We start from the raw sequence: 21323 nt of genomic DNA, 5'->3' as shown, positions 1-21323 counted from the left end.
TCGGCCTGTCCGGCAGCGTTTATTTTTTGGCCAAGACTCTGACGCAGAAAAACAACAAACCTGTTGATTACAGGTTCTTTCAGTTTGTGCCGTCAGCTTCGTCCATCAATCCACGCACCCAGCGCGTAACAAGCCAGTTGGCCGGCAGGCCCAGCGGGATGCTAAGGACAAGTGCCGTGACCGGTGACATAGCGGTGAACCCGATGGCCTGCAGCATAAGGCCAAGCATGAACAGATTGATCGCAACGGCCCCTACCGTGAAGATGTAAAGAACGGCAAAAAGCTTTCCGAACGGCAGGCCGCTTTTGGGTGGGGTGGGTGTCATGCGATTGCCCTGTGTTCGAATTGCGCGGCCAGTTCAGATGCGATCAGGGCCGGTATGTCGGGATGTGTCCCGATCGGATCAAGGCGCAAGCCGGCGAATTCGGCACCATCCAGCGCCTCGGGTATATCATCGGTTACATGCCCGCGGATCGCGGCAAAGAACGGCAGGCAGATGGATTTTTCCCCTGCATCGAATACCACATCTGTCAGATAGGGCGGTTCTTCGATGAACCCGACACGTATCTCGCCAAAGGGCAGGCGCGCCGAAAGCGCATTCGAAAAGCTGCGCGTATCGCGCGAGGAATTCTCACTGCGCCCGGATCCGTGCGCTGCGACAATCAAACAAGTGTCTCCGGCGTTCCAGCCTTGGGCTTTCAGTTCGGCCAGAAGCCAGCGTTCGGCCAGCGCGGGCAATGATTGGTCCACGCCCAGCGGCGCCAGGATCTTTGCATCAGGCGAAGTGACGCGCTTTGGCAGGGTGGTCTGCGTGAACCATCCGTGCGTCATGAAAAGCGGATAAATCAACGGCGCAGGACCTGCCTGCTCCAAGGCGGTTTCCAATGCGTTTTCCTTGGCCAGTGTGGCGCTTTGCACGTGCCAGTCGGGCATCAGGCGTGCGACATCCATGGCCAGCGTTGCCAGTTCAACTTCGGCCGGATCCGGATCAGAGGGTTGGCCGTGGCTGACGATGATGGCCTGCCGCTTAGTGGCTGGTTCCTTCGGAAAAGGTGATTTTGTTCCAGACATTGTATTTCCCGGATGGTTTGCGCATCGGAAGGCGGCGCAGTTCGACTAGAGTTTGTGCGTCATAAACGATAACAGCGCCATCGTCTTCCCACACCGAAACCAAAGCATAGCGCCCGTCGCGGGTGAATTCCACATGCGCCACCGTCGCACCGGGCTCCGGGCGCAGGGTTTTCACGATTTCAAGGCTTTGCTTGTCGATGACGTGCATCACGTCCTTGTTCGGTCCGAAAAACACATCCGCCCAGAAATAGGGTGAATTTTCGTGACTGCGCAGGAAAAATCCCGGCCCGTCGGTTTCAATGGTTTTCAGAATGCTCCAGTCATCTGTGTCGATGATCGACAGTTTACCTTCTTTCAGATGCGGCGTTGCCATGACGCGGCGACCGTCCAGTTCCCAGCTGATGCCGGACCCCAGATGCGGCATGCCGGGCAAGGGCAGTTCCGCGATCTCGCGCCCGACATTCAGGTTGACGACAACGCCGCGCGCACCATCACGGGACGCTCCGATCAGGTTGCGGTAATCGTCCGTGAAAAAGAAATCGTCCAGCGGTTCGGCGGTTTCGATCCGGCGGCGCGCGAACAGCCCTTGGGACGATGGAATGGCTTCTATCATGTCCTTTTCCTGAGAATGGATAAAACCTTCGTAGACCGGATCGGCATTCGGGTCGGTCGCGACCTCCCAAATCTCGGGGGCATCTTTCAGGGCAAGGATAAAGCTGTTGCGCTGCGGGGCCTGATAGACCGCCGAAACACGGCTGTGCACGCCGCTTTTCGAGAATACCGGCATGACCTTTTCAACACTCAGATCGGCCGTAGACAGCAAGGTCAGCGTCATGGGCAGATAATTGGCGACAGCAAGGTGCAGCCCGTCGGCGCTGATCGCGATATTGCGGCTGTTCAGTCCGGCGCGCACACGGCCAACCTGATGCAGCGACCAGATATCGTATTTCTGAACCCAACCATCGCGCGACATGATGAAAACATACCGGCCTTCGGGGCTGAATTTTGGGCCGCCATGTACGGCAAACGGGGTTTCAAACCGGTCAAGCACGTCAAATGTGTCGCCATCCAGAACGCTGACATGATGATCACCGGTTTCCACAACCAGCGTGATGTTCATCGGGTCGGCATCAAAAACAGGGGCATCCGCCGCAACGTAATCGGGATCCAGCCACAAGGTTTCGGCAATTTGATCCGTATCCCAGTCCGGAACTTCGTCCAGCGGTGTTTCGAGGTAGGCGGCAAGGCTGGTGATGTCGTCCGCCGTCAACACATCTGCGAACGCGGGCATTTGCGTTGCGGCGCGGCCGTCGGCAATGACCTTTTCAAGGTTGGGGCCGCGCATCCGTCCCAGCGTTTCGGGGATCAGGGCCGGGCCCGTTCCACCCAGACGCGCCGCACCGTGGCAGGACGCGCAGTTGTCATTGTAAATCTCGGCCGGATCTGCCTGTGCATTGGCGGCACCCAGTATCAGAAGGCTAGTGAAAACGATGCGCCGGATCATGGCGTTTCCCCCGGAATGGCGTCACGATCAGGCGATCGGTATCTTGGGTTTCGTCCACGCCGATTTCGGCGTTCGACAGGTAGCATGCCGGATCTTCGGCCCATGGATCACCTGTTAGCTGCAAGGCCCGGATACGGGTGTTGCCGCCGCACACAGATTGGAACGCACAGGCCCCGCACCGCCCCTTGAGAGGGCGCGGGCGCAGGCGCAATTGCGCCAGCATCGGATCACCGCCTGTCCAAAGCTGTGAAAACGGCGTGTCTTTGACGCTGCCGATCGTATAGTCGGACCAATAGGTGTCGGGATGCACCTTGCCCTGATGATCGATGTTGGCAACGCCCAGACCGGATGAATTGCCACCCCAGGCTTCAAGATGGTCGCGCAGATTGTCCAGTTTCGGTTGATCGAAATGCCTTTTGGCCCAGTTCATCAGCAACACGGCATCGGCATCATTGTTGCCGGTCACGATATCCAGCGGCATGTCTTCGGCGGCACCGACCCATGCGCGGTCAATCAACTGATCCAGCGCATCGCGGGTGTGTTTGTGCACAGCGTCCTCGCCACGGTTCTTGTCTCCGCGACCGGCGTAAACAAGATGTGACAGGTAGAATTTGTCGATACCTTCATCATCACACAATTGCAGAAGGTCCGGTAACTGCGCGGCATTGTCCCGCGTCAAGGTAAAGCGCAACCCGACTTTTATGCCGCGTTTCTTGCACTCGCGCACACCGCGCACCGCATCGTCAAACGCACCGTCCACGCCGCGGAACCAATCGTTCGTGGCGCCAATGCCGTCGATTGAAATGCCGACGTAATCGAACCCGATTTCGGCGACGCGGTCGGCGGTTTCGCCGTGAATTTTCGTGCCATTGGTCGAAAGGGCAAGCATCTTGACCTTGGGCCGCGCGCGGGCTGCCAGATCAAAGAAATCGAACCGGTCCAATGGTTCGCCCCCCGACAGAATCAGCGCGGGAACGCCAAAGTCACCCAGATCGTCCAGTGTAGAGACAGCCTGTTCGTGGCTCAACTCCCCGGGGAAATGCACATCGGCAGAGACGGTATAACAGTGGCGGCATTTCAGGTTGCAGCGCCGTGTCAGGTTCCAGATCACGACCGGTTTCACAGGCCCGTCGCCACGACGTACACGGACAGGCGTGGGATGAACAAGCTGGTGCATATACTCGGATAGACGGAACATATTTAACCTTTCTGGGGCCGCAGCCGCAGCCCGGTCTTTTTCAGGATACGGGTTGAATACAGAATGTCGTGGGCGGCGCAGGCATCCCCCAGCAGACTGGCTACCTTGTGTCGCAAGGATTCGACATCGTCGCGCGAGGTGCCGTGTAACATGGCAAACAGGTTGTAAGGCCATTCGGGCAGGGCGCGGGGGCGTTCATAGCAATGGCTGACAAATGGCAGATCTCCGACCATCTGGCCCAGTTCGGCAACACGATCGTCCGCGACATCCCAGACTGACATTCCGTTGGCGATCATGCCAAGCTTGTAATGGTTCGGGGCCACCGCGATACGGCGGATCACGCCGCGGGCCTGCATCGCGTTCATACGGTCCAGCAGATCGTGTTCGCTGATGCCCAGCTGACCCGCAACATGCGCATATGGCTCTGTCACAAGCGGGAGTCCGGATTGTGTTGCGGTGATAATCTGGCGGTCGATGGGATCAAGTTTCATGCGGCAACCCGGAAGCGAATAAAGAACTCCCTGAGTTTTGGAAAACAGAGCACATTGTGCCCTGTTTCCTGACGAAGGGATGTAGCCACCTGTTCGATTTCCTCTTGGGTTTCCGTGGCCAAAACGAACCACATGTTCAGCCGGTGACTGCGTTCATAATTGTGCGCCACCTCGGCGTAAGCATTGACTTTTGTCAGGACGGTTTCAAATTCGTCTTCCGGCACGGCCATAGCGCACAGGCAAAACGCACCCCCCAGCGCGGCCGCATCAAAGAACGGGCCAAAACGGGTGATCATTCGGTTTTCCTTCAACGCCTTCAGTCGGTTCAGCACGATCTGTTCGGTCAGCCCAAGCTGATCTGCGACCACTTTGTAGGGATGCGCGGCAATCGGAAAGCCGTCCTGCAAGTGATTCAAAAGCAGGCGGTCGGTATCATCCAGAATCATGGGTTGGCCTTTTCGGGTTCAGCGACCATTGCACCGGTTTGTTTGAAGCAATGTAGTGAAAACAACGGCAGATGCGGCACGTTCGTAAGTTCGGGCAGGCTGCAAACGCGGGTCAGAACATCCAGCGCATCGGCGCGTGTTCTTGCATGGATCATCGAATACAATCTGTAGGGCCAGACACCGGGTACCGGTTCGCGCTCGTAGCAGAGTGTTATGCCAGGCTGGGCCGCCAAAAGTGGACCGATTGTGGTGATCTTGTCATGGGGCAGGTCCCATACCACCATCGCATTTGATCGCCAGCCCAACGCACGGTGGCGCACGATCACGCCAAGGCGCGCGATGATGCCCGCATCGCTTAGGGCCTGAACCCTGTCCAGGACACTGCTTTCACTGCGGCCCAGTGCATCGGCCAACGCAAGAAAGGGGCGCGGTGTCAGCGCTAGTCCCTTGGTCAATGCCTGCAAAATCGGGCGATCATCCGGTTGAAAAACCGATGCATCCACCTGTTTTGAAACAGCGTGGGTTGTGCCGTTGCGCCGCAATGCAAACCCCAGATCAATATTGAAGGGGCGCACAAGCCGCAGGTCAAGAACACGTAACCCGGACCGCTCTGAGATGCGGCGCAGCGTCTTGTCTACATGGGCGCGGTCCGGGCCGGTGGCGACAAACCACAGGTTCCAGTCATGTTCGCGCAGATAGGAATGGTTAACGCCGTCCTCTGCCCCGATGATGGCGGCAACTTCCTCGATACGGTCTTCGGGTGCGGCCACGGCGGCCAACGTGCTGGCCGAAACCGTATTGGGCGCGCAGGTGGCCCCAACGCGTGTGATACGGCCTGTTTCGCGCTGTTTTTTCAGCCGTTCGATGACATCCTGTTCGCTGATCCCAAGCTTTTGCGAAATGATATGAAACGGCGTTGGATCAATCGGGAAATCGCGCTGCCAGTCATCCAGTAGGGATTGTGTGATCGGATCGGTAACGCCTTCCATGTCTTACAACCCCAACCGATGCGCGCGGGCCGTAAAGAAAATGCCAGAGGGGCTTTCCGCGTCAATTTCGCGCAACTTTTCAAAGGTTTGCGTGTCGTAGATCATGACTTTACCGGCGTCGCGGACGGACAGCCAAACTTCGTGTCCGCGTGGAGTGAACTCCATATGAAGTACACCGGGCCCCGGGCTGAATTCATGAATGACCGCTTTCGTGGTGCTGTCGATCACCTGAATCGTATCGTTCAGCGGGTGGGCAAAATTCACCCAGACGTGACGGCCATCGGGACGGGACATGGCAAAGACAGGTTGTCCATGAGTCGCTGTGCGCCCGGTTTCCTGCAAACTGCGGGCATCGACCCACAATACTTCGTGCTGGCCGATCGCCGGCAGCACGAATTCTCCGCCTGCCAAGGCCCATCCTTCCAGATGCGGCATCTTGTAGACCGGTAAACCTTCGCGCCCCTTGCCATATCCTTGCAGGATCGGTTGCGGTTCGGGGATATCCTGCCACAGATCCAGCGCAGTCAGGTGGTCTTCTCCGAACAGGCCGGTGATGTATGTCCGCCCGTCAGCTGTGACCAGCGCATCATAAGGGTTTATGCCGATATCCTTGATTTTGGTGATCGCGGGTGTGTCGCCCGACATGTCTACAATCCAGGTTTCGCCATCATCCCACAGGGTGAACACAAACCGGCTTTCGGGGATGTCGACCAGTCCGATGGTTTTTGCGCCGGTGGGGATGTCGGCAACCATTGCGAGCGTTTCAGTTTCAAAAATACGCACGCCGCCGGGTTCGTAATTGGAGACCGCGACCAGCTTTCCATCATCAGAGATCGCACCTCCGATAGAATTTCCCGCCTGCATCACACGCGCCACGATGGTCTGTGACAGGATATCGACCTTGGTCAGGCCACCATCGCGGCCGAACACAAAGGCGAATTGCTGGTCAGGGGAATAAACCAGTGACGCGTGGCTGAGGTCGCCCAATCCTTCGATCCGTCCGATCTTCGCACGATCCGATTGATCGACCACCAGAAGCGACCCGGTGGCGCGTTCGACGACAAGACCAAGATCGCCGGTGGATTGGGAAAAGGCGGGCGCACCAAAGACTAGCGTGCAAATGGTTGTCAGCACAACACGGTTCATTCTGCGACTCCGGTCAAAAGATAGGTCACGACCCATTCCACCTCGGCTTTGGTCAACAACGGACGCCATGGGGGCATGGCTGTGCCCGGAATACCGTCAAGGATAATGGTCCCCAGCGTTTCAGGATCGTGGTGCGCAAGGGAGCTAGGCTGGATATCAGGACCAAGCCCGCCCTTGAGCGTCAGGCCGTGACATGAGCCACAATCCTGTTTCACAAGGCGTTCCAGCGCAGGGCCGTCAACGTCTGCCCGATCGCCCGCAATGGCGGCACTGGCCAGAAACAGATATGCAAACAGCCTATTCACCGGCCATCGCGGCCAGAAGTGGCTGCGCCTCCTGCGAGTGGACCGGTTGTTCGCGGTAGAGTGACACGACATGTCCGATGACGAACAGAACCGGCGCGCGCAGCGGCATTGCCTGAATGTCGACGCCAACCTGGTCAAGCCGCGAGATCAGACGTTTTTCACGCGGGGTTGTCGCGCTTGAAATCGCCATCACAGGCATCGAACCGGGCATGCCTTCGCCCATCAGGCGCAAGGCGATTTCGCTGATGTTTGCGACACCCATATAGACAACAAGCGTGGTGTCGGTGTTGGCCAGACTGGCCCAGTCCAGATCCAGTTTCTGATCAGCGGCCCGGTGGCCGGTCACATAACGCACACCGGTCGCAAGGCCGCGATGGGTCAACGGCACGCCGGTTGCGGCGGCCATGCCCTGGGCGGCGGTGATGCCGGGGGCGTATTCTACTTCGATGCCGTGATCCATCAGATGCGCGGCTTCTTCCGATCCGCGCCCGAAAATCAACGGGTCACCGCCCTTGAGGCGGGCAACGGTCAGGCCCTGCAGGGCCAGTTCGGTCAGAATTTCATTGATCCGGTCCTGTGGAACCGTGTGGCATTTGGGGGCTTTGCCCACCGGGATCATTTGCGCCGTTGCCGGTGCAAGATCCAGAATTTCAGGAGAAACAAGGCGGTCGTAAACAACCGCATCCGCGCTTTGCAACATGCGCAAGGCGCGCAATGTCATCAGGTCTGCATCGCCGGGTCCGGCACCGATCAGATATACTTTACCTGCATGAGTCATGGGGCGGCTCCTTTTCGTCGGCCTGATGTCTTGGGGAAATCCGGGGGCCGGCCAGCGGCCCCCGGACATGTTTGTCAGTAAACGTCGGCACGTGTGTTGTAGACGTTGAACTTGCCAGTCGGTGTGATCAGGCGTTCGTCTTTGATGACGTGCTTGAGCTCCAGCGTCTTGTCATCGACAACAACGATGGCTGATTCCAGATCGGCAGCATTCCAGACCGAGAACCAGATTTCGTTGCCGGCCTGGTTGTATTCGCCTTGGACAACACGAGGTTGACCATCAGCGATTCCCGCCCATTCGACGATCGGAAGAACAGTGAATTCAGGTTCTTCCTGCGCCAGGTCTGCAATTTTGAAGACCGCGACCGAACCGGAAACTTCGGCATCCGGGTTCAGCGGCGCATCGACATACAGATGCTCTGATGTGGGGTGAGTTTTCACAAACAGCGATCCGCCACCCATGGCGTAAAGCTGCTGCACCATCTTCCACGCATGATCGGGGTGGCCTTCCGGGTCTGTTCCGATCAGGGCAACAGTATCGTCACCAAGGTGGGATGTAGCCCAGACGGGTCCGTATGTCGGGTGGTTGATGTTGGCTCCGCGACCCGGGTGCGGTGTCGCACCTTCGGTTTCGACCATTGCAGTCAGCGACCCTTCCTTGGTGTCGATCACCGCCACTTTGTTACGGGCGTTGGCCGCTGTCAGGAAGTAACGTTTGGTGCTGTCCAGACCACCATCATGCAGGAACCGTTCGGCTTCGATTTCGGTGACTTTCAGGTTCTTGATGTCTGAATAGTCGACCAACAGAATCTTGCCGGTTTCCTTCACGTTCACGATGAATTCAGGTTTGTAGTGGGACGAAATAATCGCCGCGACCCGAGGTTCGGGGTGATAGGTCTGTTCGTCATAGATCATGCCACGGGTGGATTTGATCTTGAGCGGTTCCAGCGTGTTGCCATCCATGATCACGTATTGCGGCGGCCAGTAGCTGCCGGCGATGGCGTATTTGTCCTCGAACCCTTCCATTTTGGATGTTTCGACAGACCGCGCTTCGGCACCGACCTTGATTTCGGCAACCGTGGCCGGGTTTTCCATCCACAGGTCGATCATGTTGATCTTGGCGTCACGGCCAATCACCAGCAGATAGCGACCGGATGCGGAAATCCGGCTGATGTGCACAGCGTAACCGGTGTCGATCACCGATTTGATTTCATAGCTTGCACCGTCGATCAAGGCGATCTGGCCGGCATCGCGCAATGTCACAGAAAACAGATTGTCGATATCCCAATCGTTCATTTTTTCGGTTGGGCGGTCTTCCGGCGCGATCAGAACTTTCCAGCTTTCGCGCATTTGCGGCATGCCGTATTCGGGCGGCGCGGGCGGTTCAAGCAGCAGATAGCGGGCCATCAGGTCCACGTCTTCTTCGGTAAAGTCACCCGAGGTTCCCCAGTTGGGCATGCCCGCAGGAGAGCCGTATGTGATAAAGTCGCGCAGATATTCAAACCCGTTTTCGCGGGTGATATCGGTGGTCAATGCCTTGCCGGTCGCGCCTTTGCGCAGCACGCCGTGGCAGCCTGCGCACCGTTCGAAATAGATGGTTGTCGCCTTCTGGAATTCGGAAGGTGTCATGACAGGGTCGCCGGGTTTTCTGCCCGGAATTTCGACCTGGATCTGACCAAGCGTTGTCATGCTTGGTTGATAGGCCGCAGCGGCGTCATCGCCGTGGTCTTTTGGCTTTTCCTGGGCTGATGCGCCTGTCACGGCAAGGCCCAGTGCGACTGCAGCGCTTGTCAAAAGTGATGCGCGCCGGATGGCTGTTTTGGATTTCATAACGAATACTCCGTTCGCTGGTGAGGCAGCTACGGTTTTGCGCGCGTTCGTGATCGGGTGCCTTGACTTTCGTTAAGGCGGCAAACTTTCCGGCGCGCAACAAGATGGAATGGTTCGTCAACTTGTATCCATGATGATTTGTGTGTTGGCCTGTGTTGCACCGGCTTCGGTGCATTTTGCCAGTGCGCAAACTGTGCGTCCGCAGATGGAGCAGGGCATTGCCGCGATCCCGCCAACACCCGAGATTGCCCAGGGCCTTTTTGATCTGCAGGATGCGCCGGTCATCACACGCGACGAAGCCGCCGTTCCGGGGTGGTCCGTATCCCAGGGCGGCAGGGTTGTTGGCCATATTGCGTCGACATGGGAAATTGCACGCTCTGTCGGCTACTCGGGCCGTCCGCTGGATGTGATGGTGGCCATTGGTCCGCAAGGCCGCATCGTTGGCGCCAGGCTGATGCAGCACAACGAACCCATTCTGACTTTGGGCCTGACAGATCAGGACATCGCCAGATTCGTCGATGGGTTTGCCGGTATTGACCTGACGAACCCAGACGGGGCGGGTGACGGCCCCGATATGCCGGACATTATCTCCCGCGCGACGGTTTCTACAGGTGTAATCAGGGATTCGATCCTGCGGACTGCGCGCACATTGGCAATCGGGCGCGGATTGCTGCCCGGTGGTGGCATCGACCGGATCAGTTTTGAAGCAAAGGACTGGCCCACACTGATTGCCGAAAACGCAATTTCGCACAGCGTGGTAACACTCGATACCGCGCGCGCGGCCTTGAGCGGGGCCAAGGTTCCGGTTCCCGCAGGGGATGCGCCCTTCATAGAGGTATGGGTCGCCCTGGCCGATCCCCCCACGATTGGCCGCAATATTCTGGGACAGCAGCAATATACCCGCGCTGTCGGGGCGCTTGGACCCGGTGACGTGGTTCTGTTTGTTGCCTCGCGCGGGCTTCATTCGCACCGGGGCACTGATTGGCGCAAGACCGGCGTTTTTGACAGGATCGTTCTGGTGCAGGGCGACAGGCGTGTGCCGATCACCGATGCAGGATATGTGCGCGTTGATAAACTGGCCACGGCGGGTGCGCCGGAAACCAAGGAACGCAGCCTGTTCACGATCCCGCCGGACGGCTTTGACCCGACCCGCCCGTTCACCCTTGAACTGACGGCGACACGCCCCGACAGCGCCGGGAATGACCTGTCATTCGTGATTGATGTTCCATACGCCTTGCCTGAAACGCATCTGGTGCCGCCCCCGCCCGAAGCTGCGCCGTTATGGCAGCTGACGTGGCAGGACAAACGGTTTGCCGTGATCAGCGTTGCAGCTATGCAAATCATACTGACCCTGATCCTTCTGTTTCAGGAATCCGTGGTGCGCCGGCCCAAATTGTGGCGGGCCATCCGGCTGGGGTTTCTGACAACCACACTGGTCTGGCTGGGTTGGATTCTGAACGGCCAGTTGTCTGTCGTGCAGGTCGTCGCCTTTGTGCATTCCCTGCTGAACGGATTTCGCTGGGAAACATTCCTGATCGAACCGGTCATATTCACGCTTTGGGCGGGTGTCGGTCTGGGTTTGTTGTTTTGGGGGCGGGGTGTGTTCTGTGGTTGGCTATGCCCGTTTGGCGCTTTGCAGGAACTGTCGAATGTTATCGCGCAACGTCTGGGTGTGCCCCAGATCAAGGTGCCGCATGCCCTGCACGAACGGCTGTGGATCATCAAGTACACCTTGTTCGTGGCGATTCTGGCGCTGTCCTTCTATTCGATGACACAGGCGCTAATTCTGGCAGAGGCAGAGCCGTTCAAGACGGCGATTTCCATGCAGATGATGCGCGCATGGCCATTTGTGGCCTTTGTGCTGGTGCTGCTTACGGCCGGGCTGTTTATCGAACGGTTTTATTGCCGCTATCTTTGCCCGCTGGGCGCCGCACTGGCCATTCCGGCCAAGCTCAAGATATTCGACTGGCTGCACCGCCGCCCGCAATGCGGCCGCGAATGCCGGTTGTGCGAGACCAAGTGTACGGTCGGCGCGATTGATCCGCTGGGCCGTATCAACCCGAACGAATGTGTTCTGTGCCTCAGATGTCAGGTTGTCATGAATGATGCCGCAACCTGCCCTGTTCTGAAAAGGCGCCAACGCGCCACACCCGCTGTAGGAGGGTCATCCGCATGACATCGCTGATCTCACGTCTGTTTTCCCAGGGCTTCCGCATCTTCTTTCTGGCTGCGGGGGCGTTTGCGATATTTTCGATGCTGGTATGGGAATTGTATCTGGGGGTGCATTTCGCCGGCGGCATGATTTATGATCTGCCCTTCGCCCCGCCGCCGCATCTGTGGCACGCACACGAGATGATATTCGGCTACTCTGCTGCGGCGTTGGGGGGCTTTCTGCTGACAGCCGTGCCAAACTGGACCGGTGCCAAGGCCGCGCCGCAACGCTTTATCGCCGTCGCTGCGGGTGTCTGGCTTGCCGGACGGGCTGTCATGTGGTGGTCCGGTACCTTGCCGGCGAGTTTGGTTGCCATTGCCGATCTTGCCTTTCTGCCGATCATGATCGCCCAGATCATGTCGCAACTGATCAAACGGCCGAAACCTCAGAACATGGTTCTTGTCGGGTTTCTTGGCGCAATCTGGGTCAGCAATCTGGTGGTGCATCTGGAATGGATGGGCGTGACAGAGGACAGTGCAGCCGTCGGATTGCGGGCCGGTCTGTTTGCGCTGTGCGCGATGATTGCTGTTCTGGGCGGACGCGTGACACCGGCCTTTACCCGAAATGCGATGAAACGCGCAGGTGTCGCGGAAGCTTTTTGGCCAACCAGCCCGAACCGGATCGAGCGCCCTGCCATTCTGTTAATGGCGGCGTTGCCGCTGGCCCTGTTGATCGGTTTGCCCGCATGGGTGTTGGGGGGAATGGCCGCAATTGCCGGCATTCTGCAATGTCTGCGTGTGGCCTGCTGGCGGCCGTTCTGGACGTGGAACCAACCGATCCTTTGGTCGTTGCATCTGGGCATGCTGACGCTTGGCGTGGGGCTGGTGTCTTGGGGGGCCAGCCAGTTCGCCCTGTCCAGCGAAGTTGCGGCACTGCATGTTCTGGGCATCGGTTGCATCGGGGGTATGACACTGGCCGTGATGAGCCGTGCAATACTGGGCCATAGCGGGCGCCCGTTGATTGCGCCGGTTGCGGTCGCTGTTGCCTACGGGCTGATCATTCTGGCCGCCGGTTTGCGCTGGGTCGGATCCACGCTGTCGGGCGATTTCTATTTTCCCATGATGCTGGGCGCCGGTGGCATCTGGATCATCGCCTTTACCCTTTACCTGATCGCGCTGTGGCCGGCTATATCGGGGCCGCGCCAGACCGCGTGACATTTGCGAAAACGTAAAAGAAACGCCGCTGCTTGACTTTTGCCAAGGATCAAAACGGCCGCGGCGCACAAAGTGCCCCTATCATCAACGCAGCGCAAAAGGAGAGCGCAATGCGCGAAGTCATGACCAAGAGCATGGCCCGGAACATCTTTTTCGGGGGATCCCTGTTCTTTATTATCATCTTTGTGGGGCTGTCGGTTCATTCGCACCGTTACATCGTCACCACATCTACCGATCACGAGGGCATCACCGAAAGCGTTGCCCTTGGAAAACACCTTTGGGAACAGAACGGTTGTATCAACTGTCACACGATCCTTGGCGAAGGCGCGTATTTCGCGCCTGAACTGGCGAACGTGATGACCCGCTGGGGCGTCGAAGACGATCCGGAGGCGGCGTTTGAAACGCTCAAAGGCTGGATGGAGGCCATGCCGACAGGCATCGAAGGCCGCCGTCAGATGCCGAACTTTGGCCTGAACGACGAAGAATACCGCGCCCTCAGTGATTTTCTGCTGTGGACCGATTCTATCGATGCGCAGGGCTGGCCGCCCAATGATGCGGGCTGAGAAAGGACGAAACCGATGAAATACCAATCACAAAAAATCGCGTATGCGTATTTTGGGGTGGCGCTTGGCCTGTTCGCGATCCAGATCGTGGGCGGTTTGCTGGCGGGGTTTGTGTATGTGATGCCCAACACCCTGTCAGAGCTTTTGCCCTTTAACATTATCCGGATGCTGCACACCAACAGCCTTGTTGTGTGGCTGCTTCTGGGCTTTTTCGGCGCGGCCTATTTCCTGATCCCGGAAGAAGCCGAGCGTGAAATCCATTCGCCTACCATTGCCTATCTGCAACTGATCATCCTGGTGGTCGGAACACTGGGCGTTGTGCTGACCTATGTGTTCAACCTGTTCGAAGGCAACTGGTTGCTGGGCAAGGAAGGACGCGAGTTTCTGGAACAACCCAAATGGGTCAAGGTGGGCATCGTCGTGGCTGCATTGATGTTCCTTTACAATGTCAGCATGACAGTTCTGAAAGGCAAGAAAACCGCAATCACCAACATCCTGTTGCTGGGTTTGTGGGGTCTGGCACTGTTGTTCCTGTTCGCCTTTTACAATCCTGACAATCTGGCGCTGGACAAACAGTACTGGTGGTATGTGATCCACCTGTGGGTGGAAGGCGTGTGGGAGCTGATAATGGCATCCATTCTGGCCTACCTGATGCTCAAGCTGACCGGCGTGGACCGCGAGGTGGTTGAAAAGTGGCTTTACGTCATCGTTGCCGCAGCGCTGTTTTCCGGCATCCTTGGTACCGGACACCATTATTACTGGATCGGATCACCCGGTTACTGGCAGTGGATCGGATCCATCTTCAGTTCGCTTGAAGTGATCCCGTTCTTCATGATGATGGCCTTTGCCTTTGTCATGGTCTGGAAGGGCCGTCGGGACCATCCGAACAAGGCAGCACTGTTGTGGAGCCTTGGCTGCGCCACACTGGCGTTCTTCGGGGCGGGTGTCTGGGGCTTCCTGCACACGCTGCACGGGGTCAACTACTATACCCACGGCACCCAGATCACGGCTGCGCACGGACACCTTGCGTTTTATGGTGCCTATGTCTGCCTTAACCTTGCGATCTTCACCTATGCGATGCCGATCCTGAAAGGGCGTGATCCCTATAATCAGGTGCTGAACATGGCGTCGTTCTGGCTGATGTCGGGTGGTATGGTGTTCATGACCTTCACACTGACCTTTGCTGGCACTGTCCAAACCCACATGCAGCGCGTGCTGGGCGAAAACTTTATGGACGTGCAGGACAGCATCGCGCTGTTCTACTGGATGCGCTTTGGGTCCGGTGTGGTCGTCTTCCTGGGCGTTCTGTTGTTCCTTTACGCGATCTTTGTGCCCCGGCGCGAAGTGATCGAACCCGGTAAAACAGTAGCAGCGGAGTGATCGATATGGATGGCACCTTTGCCCCGAACAAGAAGGGGGCGGCTGACGCCCCCTTTTACCTGCCGCAGGGCGATGAATGCGCCCTGTTCGAAGCGGCCAGCGCGAATGATCTGCCGGTTCTTCTGAAAGGTCCGACAGGCTGTGGCAAGACACGCTTTGTCACCCATATGGCCGCCCGTCTTGGCCGCCCGCTTTATACGGTAGCCTGTCATGACGATCTGTCAGCAGCCGACCTGATCGGGCGGTATCTGCTGAAAGGCGGAGAAACCGTTTGGGTCGATGGCCCGCTGACCCGCGCGGTGCGCGAAGGCGCGATCTGCTACCTTGACGAAGTGGTCGAGGCGCGAAAGGACGTGACTGTAGTCTTGCATCCGTTGACGGATGACCGGCGTATCCTGCCGATCGACCGTACCGGAGAAGAGCTTGAAGCCGCGCCCGGATTTATGCTGGTGGCCTCGTACAACCCCGGTTACCAGAATATTCTCAAAACCCTTAAACCATCGACACGCCAGCGCTTTCTGGCCGTTGAATTCGACTTTCCCAAGCCCGATGTCGAGGTGGAAGTCGTGGCCTGTGAAAGTGGGCTGGATGTTGACCGGGTCAAACCGCTTGTCCGACTTGGCGGGAAATTGCGGGCCCTGAAAGGTCAGGATCTGGAAGAGGGTGTTTCAACACGGCTGATCGTCTATGCGGCCACGTTGATAGCACAAGGCATGCCCGTGGAACGGGCCGTCGAAGCGGCGATGATCGAACCGCTGACCGATGATGCCGATATCAAACGCGGGCTCCTCGATCTTGTTACGGCCATCTTCGGGTGAGGCATGGCCATGGGCAAGATTGAAATCGAGCCATGGGAACCCGAAGAAACTGTCGGGAAACTGTGGCACGCGTTTGCCAGCCGTCTGGATGCGCCAACCATGCATCACGGAGCCGGTGTTGACCTTTCCGAGGTCAGCGGGCGGCTGGCAGTTTTTTTCCGTGGACTGGGCGGTTCCCATGCCGTCGAACTGCGCCCTGTCAGCGCCGAAGTCAGCCGCCACAGGCTGAGCTTTCTGCGCCGTCTGGGAGCCGAGGCCGAAATAGTCCCGCGCGCCAGCTTTGACGGAGAAGCCTTGCGCTTGCCGCAAAGACTGGCGGTTTTTCCAACGCGCGAAGCCAACGGGGCCTTGTATCTGTGGCTGACAGCCGCAGCGGCGCACGCACCCGAATTCGTGCGCGATGATGATCCGTTGCGCGCCGATCTGCGTGCAATTGATGCCGCCCGTACAATGGCGCGGGCGGCGTTGGAAAATGGCCCCGGTCTGGCCGATCTTTACCGCGGTCTGTGTGATGTCACACGCCACCACCGCCGCACAGCGCACCTGCCGAAAACCGAAGCCGCCGTCGAAGCCCTGGTGCGGGCTGCGCTGGGCGATCCTGCGCCGCTGCCTGCACTGGCATTGAAATTGCTGGATGCTCCACGTGAAACCCTGACGGCAACAAGGGGATACAGCCCCTATCAGCCGGTGCCTCTGTGGCCTGATCTGCGCGAACTGGTGTTCAGCGCCCCAGACAGTGTCGAAGCGCGTGATTCAGATGGGCCGCCCGAAGAATCCGGTGACGGCACCCATCGCGCGCGCCGTCGTCAGGCCGATCAGGCCGAACGCACCGACAGCCTGATCCTGCACAAGTTCGAAGCCATTCTAAGTTGGGCAGAGTTCCTGAACCTGAACCGCCGTGTCGATGACGATGATCCGGACAATGCAAAAAAAGCGGCTGACGATCAGGATGAAATCGGCCTTGGCCAGATTTCCAAGGCACCGGCCACGCGGCTGAAGCTGCATCTGGATCTGGCCCCCGAAGACGTAGACCGTGAACGCCTGTCCGGCGTGACGACATATCCGGAATGGGATGCGCGCTCTGGCAGCTATCTACCTGATCACGTGCGTGTTTTGCACAGTCTTGCCAAAGCGGGGGATACAATTCCTTCCTTTCGAGAAGACCCTCGTGCGGCGCGTCGTATCCGTCATGTCAAACGCCAGTTCGAAGCATTGCGCCCGGGACGGGTGTTTGTTCCGGCATGTCTGGACGGAGATGAACTGGACATGGAGGCGGTTGTGCGCGCGCGTGTCGATATTCTGGCCAATGGGTCGGGCAGCAACCGCATCTGGCGGCAATCCCTGCCACAGGCCCGCGATCTGGCGGTGTCTATCCTTCTTGATGTGTCCCGTTCGACGGAAAGCGCCGTAACGGGGCGCGCCGTGATTGATATCGAGCGTGAAGCGCTGGCGGCGCTCAGCTGGGGGTTGGATGCGTGCGGGGACGATTTTGCGATCCATGCGTTTTCATCCTTAAAACGTGACCGCGTCTATATCCAGCAATGCAAAGCTTTTGGTGAAGCGATGAGCGCGCATGTCGAAGACCGGATTGGTGCATTGCGCCCGGGATTCTACACGCGGTTGGGGGCAGCGATCCGCCATGCGTCGGCCGATCTGGCGCAACAGGGCAAGAAGCGCCGCCTTCTTCTGGTTATTACCGATGGCAAACCCAATGATCTGGACCATTACGAAGGCCGCCACGGGATCGAAGATACTGCCATGGCCGTGCGCGAGGCGCGTCGTGCAGGGCAATCGGTGTTTGGTGTCACCATCGACAAACAGGCCAAAACGTGGTTCCCGCGACTGTTCGGGCGCGGCGGCTTTCATGTGATCGCGCACCCCGACAAGCTGACCGAGGCGTTGCCGCAAATCTATCGGGAACTGGTGGGTGCATGAGCACGCATTCGGTGCTGGATGAGCTGCCCGGCGATTTGATGATGTGGGTGTTGATCATCAGCGAGCTGCTGGTGTTCGGGGCCGGTCTGGCGGCCTTTTCGGCGATGCGGGCCACCGATCCTGCAGGGTTTGCATCAGCGCAGGCCGTGCTGAACAGCACAGCGGCCGGGATCAACACGATTGTTCTGGTGACAAGCGGGTTGTTTGCGGCGCTTGCCGTTGCCGTGCGCGAACGCGGCCAACGTGCGCGCGCCCGCGTGTTGCTAGGGCTCGCTGCTGTCCTGGGCTTTGCATTCTTGTGGATCAAATCAGCAGAGTATGCCGACAAGGCAGAACTTGGGATCGGCTGGGACACGCACCCGTTCTTTACGTTCTACTATCTGCTTACAGGGTTTCACGCTGCGCATGTGGTGGCCGGGATTGTCATTCTGCTGTTGGTGATGTGGCGCGATGCGCCCCGCAACATCGAAGTAGGCGCAGCGTTCTGGCATATGGTTGATCTGGTTTGGGTTCTGTTGTTCCCCGTGATCTATCTGCTGCGATGACGATGCGGGCCTTGATTTTGGGTTGGGGGATGCTGATCGGGTTCAGCGCCGTTTCAACGTTGGTGTCGATCCTGCCTGTGCCATCGCAGTGGCATGCCGCGAGCGGGGCAATTGTTCTGCTGCTTGCCTGGCTGAAAGCGCGTGTGATCCTGTCGCGCTATCTGGGGCTGTGTGCCGCGCCGTTCTGGGCCCGCGGCTTTGGGCTGGCGCTTGGTGTGTTCTGTACCGTGTTGCTGGGCCTCTATCTGATCCCGTTCATGTTTTGAAAGCGTCCGCGAAATCGGCAGGTAAATCGAATTCCTTCAAAACACGCGTACGCCCTTCTGCCGACATTTTGCGCGCTGTCTTTTCCACGATCCTCAGCAATTTGTCGGGGGCTTGCGTTTTGGAAAACGGTGAAAAATACCATTTCAGAAAGACGAAACAAATCACGTCTTCCAGTGCCTGGACCTCTGGGTCGCGCTTGATCCCCTCTTTGCGGATCATCCGCCCTGCGGCATCTGCCTGATCTGCACTATAGCCGCTCTCCAACATGATCTCTCCGACACGATGCGCATGATGCCTGGCCAGATCGCGCCGCCACGCCAGATATCCGGCGCGGTCCTGCGGAAAATCGGCCCGCTTCAGAACCCAGCGTTCAATATGTTGACCGCGGGCGGCGATTTGCAGCGGCTCTGACGCGTCGGGAAAAAGGCGCGCGAGTTCCGCGCTCATCCGTTGGCCATAAAGCTGCGCGGCGGGCGCGCCTTCGGCTGTATCGGGATCGGCCGCGTTGGCCGCGTCAATCCGTGAAAGCGCCTGTTCCAGTCTGCTCACAGCGCTTTGTTCCAGGCTGCCGCAGGATCTTCTTCGGCGTAGTCACGCAAGCGTTCCACATTATCGATCGTGGCGTGGTTTTTGGAAATCCGCACGCCAACGGGGCGCAATTTCGAAAACGCGCGGGACAGGCTTTCCGGTTTCATCCCAAGCCGGCCAGCGATCAGAACCTTGTCGTAGGGCAGGGTCACAACGCAGCTTCCATCAGCACAGTTGCTTAAATCCAGCAGGAATTCCGCAACCCGCTGGGCCCCGGTCTGTGCCTTGATTTGTTCAACTTGTGACACAAGAGAATGCAGGTGCTGAAAGGTTGATGCCAAAATCGAAACGCAGATTTCCGGCTGGTCCTTCATCAGCGAAATGAGCGAGGTTGCCGAGATTTGCATCAATGTGCAGTCGGTTACCGCCTCTCCCGATACCGGATAGTCCAGATGACGCAGTGCAACGGCTTCACCAAAACTGCTGCCGCGGGTGAACACGCTGACCACGGCTTCGTTTCCGTTTGGGGCAATACGGTACAGTTTCACCCAGCCATCCAGAACGACATGAATAACTTGTGCCATTTCACCCTGCAGAAAAAGAGTTTCGCCCCGTGTCGCGGTCCGGGTGTGTGCGCCTTTAAGCACGGTATCAACAACAGGATCAGGCAGGCTGCGTAGCAGCAAAGACTCTCTGGCTGTTTTCAAGTTCAAGTCTTTGATCATTCTGGTTCCACGCTTTTTTGCCATGCTATGTGTGGCGCGAAAACATGGCAACCAAGACTTTTGAAGGCTGCGGCTCGATGACTTGACGTTAGTCAAGGAAGCAAACGGTGCCGCATCCTATTTTTTGGCCATCAACACCAAAAGTCCGAGGGGTCTGACATGACATATGAAACCTATTTCCATGATCGTCTTTCGCGCCTCAAGGAAGAAGGGAATTACCGCGTCTTCACCGATCTGGCACGGCACAAGGGGCACTTTCCCGCGGCCACCCGACACAAGGGTGACGACCAGCAGGATGTCACGGTGTGGTGTTCAAACGATTATCTTGGGATGGGGCAGCATCCGTCGGTTCTGAACGCGATGCATACCGCGCTGGACAGGTGTGGTGCTGGCGCGGGGGGAACACGCAATATTTCCGGCACCACGCATGATCACGTTCTGCTTGAGGCTGAACTGGCTGATCTGCACGGCAAGGAAGCGGCCCTGCTGTTTACATCGGGATACGTGTCAAACTGGGCCGCGCTGGGAACACTGGCGTCGGAAATTCCTGATTGCATCGTGTTTTCCGATGCCTTGAACCACGCAAGCATGATCGAGGGTATTCGCCATTCGCGGGCACCCAAAGTGATCTGGAAGCACAATGACCTTGCCGATCTCGAGGCGAAACTGGCTGCGGCCCCGGCGAACGCGCCCAAGCTGATCGCCTTTGAAAGCGTCTATTCAATGGATGGCGACATTGCCCCGATTGCCGAGATTTGTGATCTTGCCGACCGGTATGGCGCGATGACCTATCTGGACGAGGTACACGCTGTTGGCCTTTATGGGCCACGTGGCGGCGGCATTGCCGAACGCGAAGGGCTGATGCACCGGCTGACAGTGATCGAGGGAACGCTGGGCAAGGCATTTGGTGTTGTTGGCGGATATATCGCGGCTTCCGCTGCACTGTGTGATTTCGTGCGCAGTTTCTCAAGCGGGTTCATTTTCACCACGGCGCTGCCGCCTGCCATCGCCGCCGGTGCCGCCGCATCGGTTCGCCATCTGAAATCAAGCCAGAGCGAACGGGCCTTGCAACAGAAACGCGTGGCAGAACTGCGTATGCGCCTGGACAAGGCAGGCATACCGCATCTGGATAATCCCAGTCATATCATCCCAGTGATGGTTGGCGATCCGGTCAAGTGCAAATACATCTCGGACCTGCTGCTGGACCAATTCGGAATTTACATTCAGCCGATCAATTATCCGACAGTCCCGAAAGGCACGGAACGGTTGCGCATCACTCCGTCACCTGTTCACAGCACGCAAGATCTTGACCGGTTGGTGAACGCGTTGGCGCAATTGTGGAATCAGTGCAAGCTGGCCCGGTTGCCTGTGGCCGCGCAGTAGATTTGCCGCGCTCAGAAACAGATTGTTCCGGAATTGGCCATTATTGAAGATGGGCA

22 protein-coding genes are annotated in these 21323 nt (G+C 58.0%); 9 read left to right on the top strand and 13 right to left on the bottom strand.

The window, feature by feature from the left end; genetic code table 11:
• Window positions 1-79 precede the first annotated feature (79 nt).
• The 11 genes from C1J05_RS18680 to C1J05_RS18630 all read right to left on the bottom strand — a co-directional run bounded on the left by C1J05_RS18680 (window position 80) and on the right by C1J05_RS18630 (window position 9757).
• A complete protein-coding gene (locus C1J05_RS18680) occupies window positions 80-325 on the bottom strand; it encodes a hypothetical protein (RefSeq protein ID WP_114871573.1) in 246 nt (81 codons plus the stop codon).
• Window positions 322-1071 (bottom strand): CbiX/SirB N-terminal domain-containing protein, encoded by a 750-nt coding sequence (locus tag C1J05_RS18675; protein ID WP_114871572.1) that lies wholly within the window; start codon window positions 1069-1071, stop codon window positions 322-324. Before C1J05_RS18675 ends, C1J05_RS18680 begins: the two co-directional genes overlap by 4 nt.
• Window positions 1028-2575 (bottom strand): nitrite reductase, encoded by a 1548-nt coding sequence (locus tag C1J05_RS18670; protein ID WP_114871571.1) that lies wholly within the window; start codon window positions 2573-2575, stop codon window positions 1028-1030. Before C1J05_RS18670 ends, C1J05_RS18675 begins: the two co-directional genes overlap by 44 nt.
• Window positions 2550-3773, bottom strand: a complete 1224-nt coding sequence (nirJ, locus tag C1J05_RS18665; protein WP_114871570.1) for a heme d1 biosynthesis radical SAM protein NirJ — start codon at window positions 3771-3773, stop codon at window positions 2550-2552. Before nirJ ends, C1J05_RS18670 begins: the two co-directional genes overlap by 26 nt.
• A gap of 2 nt (window positions 3774-3775) precedes the next feature.
• On the bottom strand, window positions 3776-4264 hold the full coding sequence (gene ahbB, locus C1J05_RS18660) for a siroheme decarboxylase subunit beta (RefSeq protein ID WP_114871569.1): 489 nt from the start codon (window positions 4262-4264) through the stop codon (window positions 3776-3778).
• The gene (locus C1J05_RS18655; protein WP_114871568.1) at window positions 4261-4710 is read right to left on the bottom strand and encodes an Lrp/AsnC family transcriptional regulator; all 450 of its coding nucleotides are present in this window, start codon (window positions 4708-4710) and stop codon (window positions 4261-4263) included. Before C1J05_RS18655 ends, ahbB (C1J05_RS18660) begins: the two co-directional genes overlap by 4 nt.
• A complete protein-coding gene (gene ahbB, locus C1J05_RS18650) occupies window positions 4707-5699 on the bottom strand; it encodes a siroheme decarboxylase subunit beta (RefSeq protein ID WP_114871567.1) in 993 nt (330 codons plus the stop codon). Before ahbB (C1J05_RS18650) ends, C1J05_RS18655 begins: the two co-directional genes overlap by 4 nt.
• Before the next feature lie 3 nt (window positions 5700-5702).
• Window positions 5703-6845 carry a cytochrome D1 domain-containing protein gene (locus tag C1J05_RS18645; RefSeq protein ID WP_114871566.1) on the bottom strand — a complete coding sequence of 381 codons (1143 nt, stop codon included), beginning with the start codon at window positions 6843-6845 and terminating at the stop codon, window positions 5703-5705.
• Window positions 6842-7150: a c-type cytochrome gene (locus C1J05_RS18640; protein WP_433990282.1), complete on the bottom strand. Its 309-nt coding sequence runs from the start codon at window positions 7148-7150 to the stop codon at window positions 6842-6844. Before C1J05_RS18640 ends, C1J05_RS18645 begins: the two co-directional genes overlap by 4 nt.
• Window positions 7143-7928: a uroporphyrinogen-III C-methyltransferase gene (gene cobA / locus C1J05_RS18635; protein WP_114871564.1), complete on the bottom strand. Its 786-nt coding sequence runs from the start codon at window positions 7926-7928 to the stop codon at window positions 7143-7145. The genes C1J05_RS18640 and cobA overlap by 8 nt, the downstream gene beginning before the upstream one ends.
• Window positions 7929-8002: 74 nt before the next feature.
• On the bottom strand, window positions 8003-9757 hold the full coding sequence (locus C1J05_RS18630) for a nitrite reductase (protein WP_114871563.1): 1755 nt from the start codon (window positions 9755-9757) through the stop codon (window positions 8003-8005).
• Between the two features lie 109 nt (window positions 9758-9866).
• Between C1J05_RS18630 and C1J05_RS18625 the strand changes: the two genes are divergently transcribed.
• The 8 genes from C1J05_RS18625 to C1J05_RS18590 all read left to right on the top strand — a co-directional run bounded on the left by C1J05_RS18625 (window position 9867) and on the right by C1J05_RS18590 (window position 18630).
• Complete coding sequence (locus C1J05_RS18625; RefSeq protein WP_254684647.1) at window positions 9867-11933, top strand: NosR/NirI family protein; 2067 nt, start codon at window positions 9867-9869, stop codon at window positions 11931-11933.
• The gene (locus C1J05_RS18620; protein ID WP_114871562.1) at window positions 11930-13123 is read left to right on the top strand and encodes an NnrS family protein; all 1194 of its coding nucleotides are present in this window, start codon (window positions 11930-11932) and stop codon (window positions 13121-13123) included. Before C1J05_RS18625 ends, C1J05_RS18620 begins: the two co-directional genes overlap by 4 nt.
• Window positions 13124-13233: 110 nt before the next feature.
• Entirely contained in the window at window positions 13234-13686 is a 453-nt protein-coding gene (locus tag C1J05_RS18615) for a c-type cytochrome (RefSeq protein ID WP_114872444.1), read from the top strand.
• A gap of 15 nt (window positions 13687-13701) precedes the next feature.
• Window positions 13702-15066, top strand: coding sequence for a cbb3-type cytochrome c oxidase subunit I (locus C1J05_RS18610; RefSeq protein WP_114871561.1), 1365 nt, complete (start codon window positions 13702-13704; stop codon window positions 15064-15066).
• Between the two features lie 5 nt (window positions 15067-15071).
• Window positions 15072-15884: a CbbQ/NirQ/NorQ/GpvN family protein gene (locus C1J05_RS18605; RefSeq protein WP_114872442.1), complete on the top strand. Its 813-nt coding sequence runs from the start codon at window positions 15072-15074 to the stop codon at window positions 15882-15884.
• 9 nt (window positions 15885-15893) lie between these two features.
• Window positions 15894-17819 (top strand): nitric oxide reductase activation protein NorD, encoded by a 1926-nt coding sequence (locus C1J05_RS18600; protein WP_114872443.1) that lies wholly within the window; start codon window positions 15894-15896, stop codon window positions 17817-17819.
• Entirely contained in the window at window positions 17816-18364 is a 549-nt protein-coding gene (locus C1J05_RS18595; RefSeq protein ID WP_114871560.1) for a cytochrome c oxidase subunit 3, read from the top strand. The genes C1J05_RS18600 and C1J05_RS18595 overlap by 4 nt, the downstream gene beginning before the upstream one ends.
• A 2-nt stretch (window positions 18365-18366) precedes the next feature.
• Complete coding sequence (locus C1J05_RS18590; RefSeq protein ID WP_205388993.1) at window positions 18367-18630, top strand: nitric oxide reductase F protein; 264 nt, start codon at window positions 18367-18369, stop codon at window positions 18628-18630.
• On the opposite strand, the gene C1J05_RS18585 is transcribed toward C1J05_RS18590, so the two are convergent.
• On the bottom strand, window positions 18620-19180 hold the full coding sequence (locus tag C1J05_RS18585) for a DUF4202 domain-containing protein (RefSeq protein ID WP_114871558.1): 561 nt from the start codon (window positions 19178-19180) through the stop codon (window positions 18620-18622). The two genes, C1J05_RS18590 and C1J05_RS18585, sit on opposite strands and share 11 nt — an antisense overlap.
• On the bottom strand, window positions 19177-19743 hold the full coding sequence (locus C1J05_RS18580) for a Crp/Fnr family transcriptional regulator (RefSeq protein ID WP_441351673.1): 567 nt from the start codon (window positions 19741-19743) through the stop codon (window positions 19177-19179). The genes C1J05_RS18585 and C1J05_RS18580 overlap by 4 nt, the downstream gene beginning before the upstream one ends.
• A 300-nt stretch (window positions 19744-20043) precedes the next feature.
• Here C1J05_RS18580 and hemA point away from each other — a divergent pair, with 300 nt between their 5' ends.
• Window positions 20044-21267 (top strand): 5-aminolevulinate synthase, encoded by a 1224-nt coding sequence (gene hemA / locus C1J05_RS18575; protein ID WP_114871557.1) that lies wholly within the window; start codon window positions 20044-20046, stop codon window positions 21265-21267.
• The last annotated feature ends 56 nt before the right edge of the window (window positions 21268-21323 follow it).

Origin of the sequence: Sulfitobacter sp. JL08, from assembly GCF_003352045.1 — a bacterium.
Classification (GTDB): Bacteria; Pseudomonadota; Alphaproteobacteria; order Rhodobacterales; family Rhodobacteraceae; genus JL08.
This window is presented reverse-complemented; position numbering and strand designations above follow the sequence as displayed.

Excerpts from the sequence above, each read along its gene's own strand:
- C1J05_RS18680 (WP_114871573.1), bottom strand. The coding sequence starts at position 325 with ATGACACCCACCCCACCCAAAAGCGGCCTGCCGTTCGGAAAGCTTTTT.
- C1J05_RS18675 (WP_114871572.1), bottom strand. The coding sequence starts at position 1,071 with ATGTCTGGAACAAAATCACCTTTTCCGAAGGAACCAGCCACTAAGCGG.
- C1J05_RS18670 (WP_114871571.1), bottom strand. The coding sequence starts at position 2,575 with ATGATCCGGCGCATCGTTTTCACTAGCCTTCTGATACTGGGTGCCGCC.
- nirJ (WP_114871570.1), bottom strand. The coding sequence starts at position 3,773 with ATGTTCCGTCTATCCGAGTATATGCACCAGCTTGTTCATCCCACGCCT.
- ahbB (WP_114871569.1), bottom strand. The coding sequence starts at position 4,264 with ATGAAACTTGATCCCATCGACCGCCAGATTATCACCGCAACACAATCC.
- C1J05_RS18655 (WP_114871568.1), bottom strand. The coding sequence starts at position 4,710 with ATGATTCTGGATGATACCGACCGCCTGCTTTTGAATCACTTGCAGGAC.
- ahbB (WP_114871567.1), bottom strand. The coding sequence starts at position 5,699 with ATGGAAGGCGTTACCGATCCGATCACACAATCCCTACTGGATGACTGG.
- C1J05_RS18645 (WP_114871566.1), bottom strand. The coding sequence starts at position 6,845 with ATGAACCGTGTTGTGCTGACAACCATTTGCACGCTAGTCTTTGGTGCG.
- cobA (WP_114871564.1), bottom strand. The coding sequence starts at position 7,928 with ATGACTCATGCAGGTAAAGTATATCTGATCGGTGCCGGACCCGGCGAT.
- C1J05_RS18630 (WP_114871563.1), bottom strand. The coding sequence starts at position 9,757 with ATGAAATCCAAAACAGCCATCCGGCGCGCATCACTTTTGACAAGCGCT.
- C1J05_RS18625 (WP_254684647.1), top strand. The coding sequence starts at position 9,867 with ATGGTTCGTCAACTTGTATCCATGATGATTTGTGTGTTGGCCTGTGTT.
- C1J05_RS18620 (WP_114871562.1), top strand. The coding sequence starts at position 11,930 with ATGACATCGCTGATCTCACGTCTGTTTTCCCAGGGCTTCCGCATCTTC.
- C1J05_RS18615 (WP_114872444.1), top strand. The coding sequence starts at position 13,234 with ATGCGCGAAGTCATGACCAAGAGCATGGCCCGGAACATCTTTTTCGGG.
- C1J05_RS18610 (WP_114871561.1), top strand. The coding sequence starts at position 13,702 with ATGAAATACCAATCACAAAAAATCGCGTATGCGTATTTTGGGGTGGCG.
- C1J05_RS18605 (WP_114872442.1), top strand. The coding sequence starts at position 15,072 with ATGGATGGCACCTTTGCCCCGAACAAGAAGGGGGCGGCTGACGCCCCC.
- C1J05_RS18600 (WP_114872443.1), top strand. The coding sequence starts at position 15,894 with ATGGGCAAGATTGAAATCGAGCCATGGGAACCCGAAGAAACTGTCGGG.
- C1J05_RS18595 (WP_114871560.1), top strand. The coding sequence starts at position 17,816 with ATGAGCACGCATTCGGTGCTGGATGAGCTGCCCGGCGATTTGATGATG.
- C1J05_RS18590 (WP_205388993.1), top strand. The coding sequence starts at position 18,367 with ATGCGGGCCTTGATTTTGGGTTGGGGGATGCTGATCGGGTTCAGCGCC.
- C1J05_RS18580 (WP_441351673.1), bottom strand. The coding sequence starts at position 19,743 with ATGGCACAAGTTATTCATGTCGTTCTGGATGGCTGGGTGAAACTGTAC.
- hemA (WP_114871557.1), top strand. The coding sequence starts at position 20,044 with ATGACATATGAAACCTATTTCCATGATCGTCTTTCGCGCCTCAAGGAA.